The sequence below is a fragment of the Aquirufa rosea genome (assembly GCF_004118285.1).
Lineage (GTDB): Bacteria > Bacteroidota > Bacteroidia > Cytophagales > Spirosomataceae > Aquirufa > Aquirufa rosea.
The window spans coordinates 135,416-149,773 of the sequence record NZ_SDHY01000003.1 but is presented as its reverse complement, the minus strand read 5'-3'; the positions used below and the strand labels follow the sequence as shown (position 1 = coordinate 149,773).

9 protein-coding genes are annotated in these 14,358 nt (G+C 38.3%); 5 read left to right on the top strand and 4 right to left on the bottom strand.

Translation table 11 applies throughout. The annotated features are described in order from the left end of the window. Nucleotides 1–123: 123 nt before the first annotated feature. The gene (locus ESB04_RS05825) at nucleotides 124–2,820 is read right to left on the bottom strand and encodes a T9SS type B sorting domain-containing protein (RefSeq protein ID WP_205749477.1); all 2,697 of its coding nucleotides are present in this window, start codon (nucleotides 2,818–2,820) and stop codon (nucleotides 124–126) included. A 217-nt stretch (nucleotides 2,821–3,037) separates the two neighbouring features. Here ESB04_RS05825 and ESB04_RS05820 point away from each other — a divergent pair, with 217 nt between their 5' ends. The 3 genes from ESB04_RS05820 (at nucleotide 3,038) to ESB04_RS05810 (ending at nucleotide 7,896) form a co-directional block, all read left to right on the top strand. Then, entirely contained in the window at nucleotides 3,038–4,123 is a 1,086-nt protein-coding gene (locus tag ESB04_RS05820; protein ID WP_129026789.1) for a PorP/SprF family type IX secretion system membrane protein, read from the top strand. Nucleotides 4,124–4,225: 102 nt separating this feature from the next. Further along, entirely contained in the window at nucleotides 4,226–6,793 is a 2,568-nt protein-coding gene (locus ESB04_RS05815) for an SLBB domain-containing protein (protein ID WP_129026788.1), read from the top strand. A 5-nt stretch (nucleotides 6,794–6,798) separates the two neighbouring features. Next, on the top strand, nucleotides 6,799–7,896 hold the full coding sequence (locus ESB04_RS05810) for a Wzz/FepE/Etk N-terminal domain-containing protein (protein WP_129026787.1): 1,098 nt from the start codon (nucleotides 6,799–6,801) through the stop codon (nucleotides 7,894–7,896). 85 nt (nucleotides 7,897–7,981) lie between these two features. On the opposite strand, the gene infB is transcribed toward ESB04_RS05810, so the two are convergent. Genes infB through ESB04_RS05795 form a run of 3 tightly spaced genes read right to left on the bottom strand, consistent with a single transcriptional unit; the run spans nucleotide 7,982 to nucleotide 12,556 of the window. Beyond that, the gene (gene infB / locus ESB04_RS05805) at nucleotides 7,982–10,774 is read right to left on the bottom strand and encodes a translation initiation factor IF-2 (protein WP_129026786.1); all 2,793 of its coding nucleotides are present in this window, start codon (nucleotides 10,772–10,774) and stop codon (nucleotides 7,982–7,984) included. 41 nt (nucleotides 10,775–10,815) lie between these two features. After that, a complete protein-coding gene (gene nusA / locus ESB04_RS05800) occupies nucleotides 10,816–12,063 on the bottom strand; it encodes a transcription termination factor NusA (RefSeq protein WP_129026785.1) in 1,248 nt (415 codons plus the stop codon). A 16-nt stretch (nucleotides 12,064–12,079) separates the two neighbouring features. After that, nucleotides 12,080–12,556, bottom strand: a complete 477-nt coding sequence (locus tag ESB04_RS05795; RefSeq protein WP_129026784.1) for a ribosome maturation factor RimP — start codon at nucleotides 12,554–12,556, stop codon at nucleotides 12,080–12,082. A 206-nt stretch (nucleotides 12,557–12,762) separates the two neighbouring features. Between ESB04_RS05795 and ESB04_RS05790 the strand changes: the two genes are divergently transcribed. Further along, entirely contained in the window at nucleotides 12,763–13,578 is an 816-nt protein-coding gene (locus tag ESB04_RS05790) for an enoyl-ACP reductase FabI (RefSeq protein WP_129026783.1), read from the top strand. 76 nt (nucleotides 13,579–13,654) lie between these two features. Beyond that, on the top strand, nucleotides 13,655–14,155 hold the full coding sequence (locus tag ESB04_RS05785; RefSeq protein WP_129026782.1) for a DUF4833 domain-containing protein: 501 nt from the start codon (nucleotides 13,655–13,657) through the stop codon (nucleotides 14,153–14,155). The last annotated feature ends 203 nt before the right edge of the window (nucleotides 14,156–14,358 follow it).

The window sequence follows — 14,358 nt, the reverse complement described above, 5'->3', positions numbered from 1 at the left end:
GTTTATTTGTAACGCTGTCAAGGTTTCAAACCTTGACAGCGTTGTTTTTTTCACCCTTTTCCAAAAGCAACGAATAAGATTTAATTCATATTGCTTGGCCAAAAACAATATCAATTGGTTGATTTAATAAGCCACTACTACCGCTCCTCGCTGGGTCAAAACTCCTTTTTCTGGAAAGTTTTCTGGGGTTGATTGGTATTGAATAATCCAAGCATAGGTATCAGGAGGAACTAATCTGCCATTAAATTTACCATCCCAAGCTAATTCAGCTGAATTAGACCCCTGTTTGGAAAACAGCATTTCTCCCCAACGATTAAAAATTTGAACATTAACAATCTGTGTTCTAGAAGGATTTTTGGGTACCGGAATAAAAGTATCATTTTTCCCATCTCCATTGGGCGTAAATATAGACGGTGCAAAAATCAAAGGCTCACATTTATCAGGTACGGTGTAGGAATTAGTGGTCAAACAACCATCGGCATCTTTTAATTCGACCTGATAAGACCCATTCCGATTAATTTTAGCATAATTAACATTCAATGGACTTGTAATGGATGCACTTGGGGCCCAGGTAAATGTGAAATCGCGGATATTTCCTGCAATCTGTAAAAGGGCCTGAGGGTTTTGATCATCCATACAAATAAAATAATCCTTCTTTGGAAACAAATACTCATTCGTCAGGAAGTTCACCTGTGTTTTCTTCGTAACCGAACAGCCTGTCAAGGTGTCAGTAACCACCACACTGTATGCTCCACCTGGATTTGGAACAGTGATATCTGGAGTCTTGTCTTTGGTATTCCATTCAAATAGAAGCGACTTTTGAGGAGGGAGTTTATCTAATTTAACGGTGGCCTTATCTTTACAAATACTGTTGAATTCGTCCTTTAAGCTCAATGGTTCCATGATTTGAATATTAAACTCTTGGGCATCCAATAGGTAGTCCTTCACGCAAACATTGGATATAGCTGCTGTGATAACATATTTACCAGCTTCCTTGAATTTATATTTTAGCACATCCCCTTCGTAGGTATATTGTATTGTACCTGCGGGGTTTATCGGAACCGTTAAGCCGGTATTCGTAGGAAATGGATCCAAAATAGTCTTATAGATTTTCCAGACAATTTTATCGTTGTTCAAGGGATCACAAAGCTTCTTATCTACTTTATAACTGAAGGTCGTCCCCTCACAGGATTGTGTAATACTTGGTGGACTACTTGGAGTAGGAGGAGATGGAATGGAGGGAGGTAATCCCAATTGACTAGTCACATTGGTAGGAAAGGTGACTGCATTGGCTTCAAATTTGGCACGTTTAAGGTTATCCGTGCTGGACAACAAACCATTCGTCTGGGTTATTTTACCCAACGTGGAGCTACCCTCAATGGCAACAAAGATAATGGTATTGTATACTGGATCTATTTGCAGGGCACCTATCTTAGCAGTAGTATCCAAAAGAACCCGCTTTGATGCCAAAATGCTATCAGCATTGTTTTTGGATATGTCAAACTGCAGTATTTGTGAGTGAATTGACTTGCCATCACCTTGCATGGACACATACAATACTTTTTTATCTTGGGAATACTCGACACCATAAATGGTGGGTGGCGAAGCGCCTAAATTCAAGGTGGTCAAATAGGTAGGTTTTCCCTCCCCAGAGGCATCATAATCGAACAAGTCCAATTTATTTGTTGGTGGTCCAGGAATGACCACTGCCATTTTACTCCAATCCGTGGAAATTTTGGTATAACCTGCTGAACTAGTCAGGCTAGTGGATCCAGATGGGCTCGTGGTGGTGGGGGCGGAAATTCCTGCATCAGAAACTTTAAAGGTCCGAATGGTATTGCTATTGGCATCCTGTGTAATCAACCAATAAAAACCTGAACCGCCTTGAGAGGCCAATAAACGCTCTGAACTGGGTACGGGACTCAATAATTGATTGATGACCGAAAGTCCACCCTTCCCTTTATTCAACTTCATGTCCACAATGCTGTAATAAATCTGATTCTCACCAGCAGTATTTTTCTTCAAAGTGAAAATATAATATTCCGATTGGCATCCTTTACAAGATGTCTTAGGAATGGTGGTTACACCTTGGGAATTACTAATGTCCCCATTAATCAAAGCAGTGGGGTCCTTGGGGTAGGTAATTGGATTATTATCTCGGTCAAAAACCTTTTGTCCATCGGTGTAATATATGATACTATTAGTCACGTCTGCCATAACGGCAACCCCATTAGGTACGTTAATTCTACCAGTGGTAGGCGTAGGATTATCTGGATTATCAAATTTTACCCCGGCGCTACTACCAAAATACCAGGCTGGAGGAGCTTTTAATAATACTTGATTGGGATCCGTTTCCCCACAAATTTCAATCTGCATCTTGGCTTCTGCCGAGCAACCTGATTGTGGCTCTGTGATTTTTACGGAATAACACCCTGATTCACGGACTTTAATGGTGTCCGTGGTTTGACCTTTGGGATACCACAACACCTCAATGGGATAGGAAGGTCTGCCGACCTTTTGGAAAGCGTTCAATACCAATTCCTGTCCTAAGCATATGGTCTTCTTGACTTCAGAAGTATCCTTTCCCAAATAAATACTCGGCAGTTGACCGATGATAACCTTCTCCGTAAGTATGAGTGGAGGTGTACCCGCCACGGGACTTTGAATAGTTACTTTAACAGTATAAGTTCCGGGACTACAATATTGATGCACCCCTGTCGCCGTATTTTTCCTATCACCAGGAGCAGCTGGCTCACCAAAGTCCCATAAAAAGGTAGTACCTGTTGGGAAATGTTCAGTCAACTCAAACACGGTTGCCATGTCAGGGTTCACCCCCTTATCACAACTAGCACATTGGGTAATACAATTATTACGAAAAACAATTTTAGGAACCGAGTAAGCACGGAAAGAAACAAGCCAAACCAATAAGAGAAACAAGCACTTTTTAGTCATTAAAGAGGTAGGCAAGTACATGAGTTTAACACAAAATAAGTTAAAATATTGGTTTTTGAAAAGCTAAATACTAAATTGCTTGGCTATGTTACGAAAACTGGGCACATACCAATTTTTCATTTTAATATTGAGCGCATTTGTCTGCTTACCTAGTAAGATATTTGCTCAAGACCCCCAGCTTTCGCAGTTTTATTCCGCGCCGCTTTTAATTTCTCCTGCATTTGCTGGAATCAATAATACCTCCAAGGTCAATTTCAACCACCGAAATCAATGGCCAAATTTGAGTTCGAGTTATCAATTTTCATCCTTAACAGCTGATATTAATATTTCTAGCATCAATAGTGGGATTGGCCTAGTCATGACCACAGACAAGCAATTTGCCAATTTACAAACGACATCCATTGGTTTACAGTATGCTTACCACATAAATTTGGCTGAGGAAAGCTCCATTTCGGTTGGGCTACAAAGTTCGTATGTCAACAGAGGCTTAGACTATTCCAATTTAATTTTCGGTGATCAATTTAATCCAAGCACAGGAAGTATTAATCAAAATAGCGATGATCCCATTCTGAAAAATTGGGAAAAAAATGGGGCATTAAGCCGATATATGGATTTTTCTACTGGGGCATTGCTCAACCTAAGAAATTCATGGATTGGCATATCAGTACATCATTTAAATTCTCCCAATCAATCCTTATCTGCCAAAAATTCAAACATATTAGCTCCAGTAGCGATGAAATTTGGCATTCAAATTGGAACCAAAATCTTACTGGAGGATAGTTACTTTGAGCAAAACTCTTACCGTGCCAGAAATTCCGAAAAGAGTTTAAGTCCAGTATTGAATTATAAACACCAGGGGACCTTTGATCAATTAGATCTGGGCGCCTACTTAACGATTTCCCCCTTGGTGATCGGAGCATGGTACCGCGGTGTACCCATCAAAAAAGACAATGATGGGATTATGAATAGTCGAGAGTCGATTGTGGCCTTAGTGGGTTACCGACAAGACAATTTTTCGGTGGGCTATTCTTATGATTTGACCATCTCAAAATTAGGTTTGCCATCAGGAGGTGCGCATGAAATTTCCATAGCTTATTTATTCGACTGGGATATATCTTTAAAAAAGCCTTACCTAAAGATTAAGAGAACATTGGCCTGTCCTAAGTTTTAAATTATAACACTTTACCGAATCCTCAATACCCAAGGAAAGCGTAAGGTCGTCTACGAAAAAAAACGTAGATTTGTAAAATATTAATCATCTACATTATTTAACATGAGGTTGTTCACCCAATTCCATTCCTCCATATATATCATTGTCTTTTCTATTGTAAGTTTTCTTTCTTTGGGACAGATTACCCAACAAGCAAAACGAAATATAGATGATTTAACAGATGAACAAATATCTATTTTCTTTCAAAGAGCTCAAGCCAGTGGGATGACTGAACTTCAAATTGAGCAAGCAGCCATAGCGCAAGGATACACAGCAGCTGATATAGCTAAAATGAGAGATCGTTTAACTAAGGTTCAATCTGGGAATAACACTGGCACAAATAATAATTCAGGCAATTTTGGAACACAATCCTCCTCATTTAATAATCCGAATATGAAGGAGACTATTAAGAGGAGAACAAATGGGAAATTGAGTATAAAAAAGAGATATGACACCATAGAGGAAGATAGATTTGAGACCGATCAAGGTGAAGAATTCATACCAAAACCTAAGAGGTCTTTGGATGAGCAGATTTTCACCGTTGAGGAAAGAATGTTTCTTGCTCAACCTTTAAATGTATACAATGATAGCTTAGTTAAGGTTTATAAAAACCTACAATTGCGTAAATCAAAAGCTTTGGAAAAGACGATTTTTGGGGCTGATTTATTCGACTTAGAAGAGCTTAATTTTGAACCTGATTTACGCATTGCAACACCTAAAAACTATATTTTGGGACCAGAAGATGAATTGAACATCGACATTTTTGGAGATGTTTTGGACAATTTCCGAGTTAAAATTAGTCCAGAGGGTACAATTAAGATTCTCAACTTAAGTCCCATATATGTCAATGGATTAAGCATTGATGCTGCTTCAGAAAGAATTATTGGTCGATTAAGACAATTGTATCAAGGCTTAAATAAGCCTGGTAGTGGCTCCTCGGCTCAAATTACTTTAGGAAATGTTAGAAGTATTAAAGTTACCTTGACGGGTGAAGTAAAGTTTCCTGGTACTTACACCGTTTCATCTCTTGCCACACTTTTTAATGCCTTGTATTTATCTGGTGGTCCAAGTGCTAATGGTTCGTATAGAAATATCCGTTTAATCAGAGGAAACAAAGTAGTTCGTACACTAGACTTATACGATTTTCTCTTGAAAGCAGATCAAAAAGACAATGTACATTTACAAGATCAGGACATTATTCGAATAGCAGATTATGAAACTCGAGTAGAACTAGTTGGTGAAGTGAAGCGGCCGATGATTTTTGAATTAACCAAAGGTGAAACATTAAAAGACCTACTACGATTTGCTGGAGGATTTTCCGATAAAGCCTATACCTACACCATTCCAGTAACGAGAAATACCTCCCGGGAATTAAAACTATTGAATGTCACTCAAGATCAAGTTTCCACTTTCTTACCACAAAACGGAGACAAATTCACCATTGGAGCAATTATAGAAAGATTTGAAAATCGCGTAGAGATTGAAGGCGCAGTTTTTAGGCCTGGCATGTATGCCTTAGAAGAAGGATCAAGTACAGTAAAGGAATTAATTAAAAAAGCGGAAGGTGCCCGAGAGGATGCCTTTTTGAATCGAGCAACTATTACACGTAAAAAAGAAAACTTTGAACCAGAGGTAATATCCATTGATTTGGGTAGAATTCTTCGGGGAGAAAGTCCGGATGTTCCCCTGCAAAGAGAAGATATTATTAAGGTTTTCTCTGTAACAAATTTGAAAGAGAAAAGAACTGTGAGTATTTATGGGGAGGTCAACCTTGAGGGCGATTTTGAATTCAAAGATGGAATGAAAGTAGGAGATTTAATCCTATTGGCCAAAGGCTTAAAAGAAGGCGCAAGTTATTCAAAATTGGAGTTGGCAAGGCGCATTATTACCCATGGTCAAGGGAATATATCCGATGAGAAAATTGAAATAAAGACCTTCAATATTGACGGAAGCTTACATGTTTCCAATGAAGGTAGTCAGTATATTTTGGCCCCTTTCGACATATTATCTGTACGTAGATCCCCCGATTACGAAGAACAAAGATCCGTTACCATCGAAGGTATGGTGAATTATCCAGGGGTATATGCCCTTAAAAATAATAAGCAAAAACTATCAGATATCATTGAAATGTCAGGAGGCTTAAAAGAGGGGGCATACCTAGAAGGAGCGCAATTATATCGTAAATCAGTCATAGTTGGGGTGAATTTGAAAGAAATCCAAAATAATCCTAATTCAAAGGATAACATGATTTTAATGGCCAATGATTCATTATACATACCTAGGGTATTGCAAACCGTTAAATTATCAGGAGCATTACAAAACCCTATTTCTGTATCATACAAGGAGGGTTATTCTTTGACCGATTACATAGCGGAAGCAGGCGGCTTCACTTCAAGTTCAATTAAAAGTCAAATTTTTGTAAAAAGTCCTAATGGGCTTTCTACAAAAACTAAAAAATTTCTGTTCTTTAAGAATTATCCTCGCGTTTTACCTGGCTCAGAAATAGTCGTTAATGGTATTCCGCCAGGAACTAAAAAAGGTATGAGCACGGCAGAAATCATTGGACTTAGTTCTAGCTTAGCATCATTCTCCATTACATTAATTACTTTAATCAATCAATTAAGCAAATAGGAGTAATGTCGATAGATAATAATCAGGTACTGCCCAATACTGAAAACGATGAGATTTCCATCAATTTGGGGGAAATCTTCAAAGTATTAAAATCCCAATCTATTTTAATTGGAATTATTTCCATTAGCTTCGCCATCGTTGGAGCTATATATTCCTTATCCCAACCTAATGAGTATGAATCAACCGTTAAACTTTTACCAGAAATTGATTCAAAAACAAGTGGAGGAAGTTTAGGAGGTTTAAAATCATTAGCTGGATTAGCTGGGGTAGATTTGGGATCATCCAACTCATTTGATGCAATAAAGCCAGAGCTCTATCCAAGTGTATTAAAAAGCACTCCATTTTTACGAGAAGCCCTGAAAAGCCATGTATATGTTCAAAAAAGAAAAAAATGGCTTAGTGTATATGATTATTTAATCGTTTCACCAGAATTAGCTCCGATTCAAATTTTCAATTCAAAATCATCAGATTCAGATGAGGATAAAAACCCAATTAATATGCCTAAGGAAGGTTTATCTCCTGAATTAATCAAATTAAACAAAAAAGAGTTCTCTGCTTTAAAGAGTTTAGAAGGAAGAATTACTGCTGAAATAGATAAGAAAAATGGATTAATTACTATAACTGTGAAATTACCAGATCCAGTGGCTTCTGCAACATTAATTTCCTTTACCCAAAATTATCTTACCAAATATGTAATTAATTATCGCACAGAAAAAGCTCGAAAAGAACTAAAGTTTTTACAGGATCGCAGAGAAGAAGCCAAAAAAGCTTATGATAACGCATTAAATAGGCTTTCAACCTATAGGGATCAACATCGAAATACCTTTCTACAAGTTGCTAAAGATCAAGAAAAAAAATTACAATATGAAGTAGATTTAGCGTTCAATCTATATTCGAGTATAAGTACCCAAATGGCTGATGCAGCCGTTAAGATTCAAAAAGAAACCCCTGTATTTAAGGTATTAGAACCTGCTCAAATAGCCTTACAGAAATCCGAGCCAAAAAGAAGTCTTATCACTATTGGATTTGCGTTTTTGGGATTAATCATTTCATTAGCTATCGTATTTTTCAAAAGTGTTAACTTGAAACAATTGCTTGGATAGAAAATATCTAATTTCCTAGTAGGGGGACATAAAAAATGCCAGTTCAGATGAACTGGCATTTTTTATATGAATTATAAGGAAGAACTTACTTCAAAGTTCGCTTCACTTCTTTCATTTCATAACATTCAATGGTATCTCCCACCTCTAGGTCATTGAAATTCTTGATAGACAATCCACATTCATAACCAAATTTCACCTCTGCTACGTCATCTTTAAAACGTTTTAAAGCTGAAATTTCACCTTCATGAACCACCACAAAATCTCGAATAACACGAATTTTATTAGATCTTTTCACTGTACCATCTAGTACATAACATCCGGCCACCGTTCCAATTTTTGAAATTTTAAATACATCTCTTACCTCGATGTTGGAAGTAATTACCTCCTCAAAAGTAGGAGCTAATAATCCTTCCATCGCGGCCTTAATTTCATCAATAGCCTGATAAATAATGGAGTAATTTCTTATCTCAATTTGCTCAGCCTCTGCCAACTTACGAGCATTCACTGAAGGACGAACCTGAAAAGCAATGATAACAGCATCTGAAGTAGAAGCTAATGCAACATCTGACTCCGATACCTGTCCCACCCCTTTGTGAATGATTCTAACTTGAACCTCTTCCGTAGAAAGTTTTAACAAGGAATCTGATAAGGCTTCTACCGAACCGTCCACGTCACCTTTAACAATGACATTTAACTCACGGAATGTACCGATAGCCTTACGACGACCTATTTCTTCTAAAGTAATGTGCTTTCTGGTACGAAGTGATTGCTCACGTAAAATTTGTTCACGCTTATTAGCAATCTCTCTAGCCTCACGCTCATTTTCCAAGCAAATCAATTTATCACCTGCCTGAGGAGCTCCATTTAAACCTAAAACCTGAACAGGTGTAGAAGGACCAGCCTTTTTAATTTTATTGCCATGGTGATCAAACATTGCTTTCACGCGCCCGTAATTATCACCCGCCAACATCATATCTCCTATTTTTAAGGTTCCAGCTTGAATTAATAGCGTGGTCACATAACCACGACCCTTATCCAACTCAGCCTCAATTACAGAACCTACCGCCTTCTTATTTGGGTTGGCTTTAAGATCCAATAATTCTGCTTCTAACAATACCTTTTCCAACAAATCATCTATACCCAATCCGGATTTAGATGAAATTTCTTGGCATTGGTATTTACCTCCCCAATCCTCCACCAACATGTTCATGGCTGCTAATTCTTCACGAACTTTATCTGGATTTGCTCCATCTTTATCAACCTTTGAGAAGGCAAATACGATAGGCACACCTGCCACCATGGCATGATTGATTGCTTCTTTTGTTTGAGGCATAACAGAATCATCCGCAGCAATAACAATAATAACTACGTCAGTAACCTTAGCTCCACGGGCACGCATGGCAGTAAACGCCTCGTGACCAGGCGTGTCTAAAAAAGTAACTTTCTTACCAGATGCCGTCTGCACAGAGTAAGCTCCAATGTGCTGGGTAATTCCTCCAGCTTCTCCAGCAGCCACTTTAGCCCGACGAATATAATCAAGCAATGAAGTCTTACCATGGTCAACGTGACCCATAATCGTAACGATTGGGGCTCTGGGCACTAAATCTTCCGGATCATCTTCTATCTCAACCTCTTCCGCATCAATCTCCTCTTCTGCTGAGATAAAACTTACTTCAAATCCAAACTCATCAGCAATGATCGTAATAGCTTCAGCATCTAAACGCTGATTAATGGAAACGAACATTCCTAAACTCATACAAGTGGAGATAACTTCATTGACAGAAACATCCATCAATGATGCCAAATCACTTGCAGAAATAAATTCCGTTACCTTTAAAATCTTAGATTCTTCATCCTCTGCTAACTGACGAGCTTCATCTGCCTCTGCACGTTCCCTACGCTTAACTCTACGTTTATCAGCGCCAAAACTTTGCTTATTCGTAGCTCCTTGAAGACGAGCCATTGTCGCTTTAATTTGCTCTTGGATATCTTTATCTGAAAGCTCTTCTTTTGCCCCTCCGGCTTTTGTATTAGGAATAGCAGGCTTCTTACCAAAATCCTTTTTCTTGAAATCGCTTCCACCAGATGGAGCAGGTCGATTGTTGGTTTCATTAGATACAGGACGCTTCTCTTCTTTGATAATCCGCTTTCTCTTATGCTTCTTATCATTGGAGCGTTCACTCGGAGTAGGCAATTCAATTTTACCTAATACCGTCAATCCCTTTAAAGTTTCTCCCTTGGCCTCGATTAATTCAATATCAGGAGTAGCTCCATCTTCGCTAGAAGAAACCGTTGCCTCAAGGGGACTTGATTCAACAACCTCCTCTTTTACGGGTTGTGGAACTTCTTGAACAGGTTCTGCTTTAACTTCTGAAGCAGCTGCTACTGGTTCAGCTTTTACCTCCTCCACTTTAGGTGCCTCTACTTGTTTCTCAACAGGTTTGGGCGAAACAGGAAATCCTTTTTTATCTAAATCGATTTTTCCCAAAACTTTTAAACCTACAGGTCTGGATTCTTCTTCTTTTTGGGGTTCAGGATTTTCTGCCTTAACCGAAGGAGCTTCTTCCTCTTTTACTGGAGCAGGAGTAGGAACCAACACCTCCATTACTGGAGCCGGTTCTGGCTTTTTCTCCTCAGCCGCTTTAGGTTCTGGTACAACTTGTTCTTCAGCCACTTTTTTAGGAGCCTCAGACACTTCCAAAATATGGTTAGCATCATACTCCTTGGCCAATAAACTAAGTTGCTCAAAATTCAACTTGGCATTTGGGTTATTATCGATTTTGTGACCCTTAGCAGAAAGAAACTGAAGGATCGTAGACGTTCCCACGTTTATTTGTTTTGCTACAAGGCTCAATCGCATTGTCTTTTCTTCTGCCATATAAATTACAAAATACTATAAATCAATCAATGTGTTAATACTTACTCAAACTCTGCCCGTAGAATGGATAAAATTTCTTCAATAGTCTCCTCTTCCAATTCTGTTCTACGCTCCAGTTCTTCTTTTGAAAGTGCCAAAACTTGTTTAGCAGTGTCCAAACCAATCTTGTGAAGCTCATCTAAAATCCAACCGTCAATATCGTCAGAGAATTCATTCAATTCAACATCCTCCTCATCCAATTCTTCTTTAGGAACATCACGGAAAACATCAATCTCATATCCTACCAGCTTACCAGCCAATTTAATATTTTGACCTCCACGACCAATCGCCATGGATACTTGATCCGAATTTAGGTAAACAGAAATACGTTTACGCTCCTTATCAATGGTCATGGAATTTAGTTTTGCTGGACTTAATGTTCTAGCAACAAGTAACTCTAAATTGTCAGTAAAGTTAATGACGTCAATGTTTTCATTTTGCAACTCACGAACAATACCATGAATACGAGAGCCCTTCATACCTACGCAAGCTCCAACAGGATCAATGCGGTCATCATAAGATTCCACAGCCACCTTGGCACGCTCGCCCGGCTCACGAACAATCTTGCGAATGGTAATAGTTCCATCATAGATTTCTGGAATCTCTTGTTCAAACAATCGCTCCAAAAATACGGGTGAAATACGAGACAAAATAATACGTGGAGTACCATTAGCCATTTCCACTTTATGAATAATAGCCTTAATCGTTTCTCCTTTCTTGAAACGATCTTTCGGAATCATTTCTGTTTTCGGCAAAATCAATTCATTGTCTTCACTATCCAATAAAATCAACTCACGACCCAATATTTGATATACCTCTGAAGTCACTAACTCACCCACTAAATCTTTATACTTATCGTAAAGACTCTCCTTTTCAATATCCTTAATCTTTTGAATCAAAGTCTGACGAGCTGTTTGAACCACTCGGCGACCGAAGTCTTCCAGCTTAATCAATTCTGCTACTTCCTCACCAATTTCAAAATCAGGTTCGATTAACTTTGCCTCAGACAAAGGTATTTTATCGAAATCCCAAATATCTTCCGAATTATCGTCCACGATTTCACGTGTACGCCACATTTCCAAATCGCCACTCTCAGGATTGATGATTACATTAAAGTTTTCATCAGAACCAAATTTCTTACGAATCATGGTGCGAAAAACATCTTCTAAAACCGCAATCATTGACGGCTTATCGATGTTCTTTTCCCGAGCAAATTCTGCAAATGACGAAATTAATTCAACACTGTTCATTGCTATCTCTCTTTATTTATTGAAATGACACTTGTACTTTTATTTTATCTATATCTACTAAAGGAATCCGGGTGGATTCTTTAGCTACCATCACACGATGTTTCACTACTTTCTCCGATAATATTTCAATCGAATCATCTGTGTAAGCCAACAATTCTCCTTCAAGTTGTCCCTCTTTTTTCATCCAAACCTTCACCTTACGGCCAATATTTTTCTGAAACTGCCAACCTTGGGTCAAAGGAAAATCCAAACCTGGCGATGAAACTTCCAGATTATAGGCATCCTCAATCCACATTTGTTCTTCCATGTGATGGGCCAACTTTCGACTTAACAAAGCACACTCATCAATCGAAATCCCCTCTAATGTGTCCACCAATATGGTAATTTGAGTTCGCTTTAATCCTGGAGATACCTGCAAATCCACCAAAAAAATGGGGCCATCACCTACATATGCTGTCAACCACTCCCTAATTTTTCCAGATAAATCACTCATATATCTCCGTTGAAAATAAAAAGAGGGATTAAAAACCCCTCTTCATTTCTTAAATTTCCTTCGCAATTTACGCAAAAAATTCTAATAACCAACCCATTTAGCGAATTGAATCACATTTGGATAGGGTTAATCCATTCAATTCTGAGAAAAAATTCGTTACTTTGAGGGCAAAATCACCAAATTACTATCGATTTAGATCGCTTCTTATGGCATATCAATTACTTAAAGGAAAAAGAGGTATTATCTCTGGCGCATTAAATGAAGATTCCATCGCCTGGAAAATTGCTGAAAGAGCTCACGAAGAAGGAGCTACTTTTACACTGACCAACGCCCCACTCGCCATGCGAATGGGAGAAATCAATCACCTAGCAGAAAAATGTGGAGCTAAAGTAATTGGAGCCGATGCTACCTCTATTGAGGATTTGGAAAAATTATATGATGAGTCCATCGAATTTTTAGGAGGACCTATTGATTTTGTGTTACATTCCATTGGAATGAGCACCAATATACGCAAAGGACGTGAATATGGAGATTTGAACTATGAGTGGTTCTTAAAATCTTTGGATGTATCAGCCCTTTCTTTTCATAAAATGCTACAAGTTGCGCAGAAAAAAGATGCCATCGCTCAAGGGGGGTCTGTCGTGGCGCTATCTTATATAGCTGCACAACGTTCTTTTCCTGATTATACTGATATGGCACAAGCAAAAGCCATGTTAGAATCTATTGCTAGATCTTATGGATACCATTATGGAAAAGCAAAAGGAGTAAGAATCAACACTGTCTCCCAATCCCCAACCAAAACTACGGCTGGTACTGGTATTAGCGGATTCAATGCATTCTACGAATATGCAAATCAAATGTCCCCATTAGGAAATGCGACTGCGGATGATTGCGCCGATTATGTTATCACCTTGTTTTCAGATTTAACTCGTAAAGTAACCATGCAAAATCTTTTCCACGATGGAGGATTTTCTTGTGTAGGTATTTCGGAAGAAATCGTTGAAAAAATGGAAAAACAATAGCCAATTCGTAGTATTTCATTCCATTTTTATTTTGAACTTATTGCCCAATTTTTTTTGCAGCATTACGCTGATTTTGATGGCCTATATTCCATCTTGGTCAAGCTCTGAGCCCTTTCCAACGCCACCAGAAAGTGCTATTAGATTATTTTACATTCAACGAAGCTCTAACGCCAATGTGGTAATCTATGATGCCAATTTAACTGCAAATAAATCCTTAAATGCAAAAAATCCAGTGCATACTTACTGGATTCGATATGCTGAGAAAGGCCAATACCAAGAACTATCATCCGTACAAAAAACCTTGGCATATGGGCTTTACACCAATAAAATGAATGGGGAAATTGAACCATCTTATGAAGGGTATTTTTTGGCCTATAGAAAAAGAAAGTTTGTCGTTAAATTAAATCCTCAAGGAGTACCCATCGCCCTCTTCCCAATCAACGGAAAACTACAGGTACTCAAGCGAATTTTCGTTAGTGTTGACGAAAGTAAATTCATGCCTTCGGTCAATTACATTGAATTATTTGGGAAAGATCCTGTCTCTGGCAAAGATGTCTATGAGCGCTTTAAGCCTTAATTTTTCTTAACGCTGTCAAGGTTTGAAACCTTGACAGCGTTGGTAAAATTGCCCATTTTATTCAAACAATCACCCTCAACTTATTGATTTTCTTTTAATTTTATCAAGCTTTAGATAAATGAAATATATTATCAGTATTAAGGATTTATCACACCCGAAAACTGCATACCTTAGCTTAACGCTGTTAAGGTTTAAAACCTTGA

Bases quoted from the DNA above. Each gene is read 5' to 3' on its own strand.
- ESB04_RS05825 (WP_205749477.1), bottom strand. From the start codon at position 2,820: ATGGCAACCGTGTTTGAGTTGACTGAACATTTCCCAACAGGTACTACC.
- ESB04_RS05820 (WP_129026789.1), top strand. From the start codon at position 3,038: ATGTTACGAAAACTGGGCACATACCAATTTTTCATTTTAATATTGAGC.
- ESB04_RS05815 (WP_129026788.1), top strand. From the start codon at position 4,226: ATGAGGTTGTTCACCCAATTCCATTCCTCCATATATATCATTGTCTTT.
- ESB04_RS05810 (WP_129026787.1), top strand. From the start codon at position 6,799: ATGTCGATAGATAATAATCAGGTACTGCCCAATACTGAAAACGATGAG.
- infB (WP_129026786.1), bottom strand. From the start codon at position 10,774: ATGGCAGAAGAAAAGACAATGCGATTGAGCCTTGTAGCAAAACAAATA.
- nusA (WP_129026785.1), bottom strand. From the start codon at position 12,063: ATGAACAGTGTTGAATTAATTTCGTCATTTGCAGAATTTGCTCGGGAA.
- ESB04_RS05795 (WP_129026784.1), bottom strand. From the start codon at position 12,556: ATGAGTGATTTATCTGGAAAAATTAGGGAGTGGTTGACAGCATATGTA.
- ESB04_RS05790 (WP_129026783.1), top strand. From the start codon at position 12,763: ATGGCATATCAATTACTTAAAGGAAAAAGAGGTATTATCTCTGGCGCA.
- ESB04_RS05785 (WP_129026782.1), top strand. From the start codon at position 13,655: ATGGCCTATATTCCATCTTGGTCAAGCTCTGAGCCCTTTCCAACGCCA.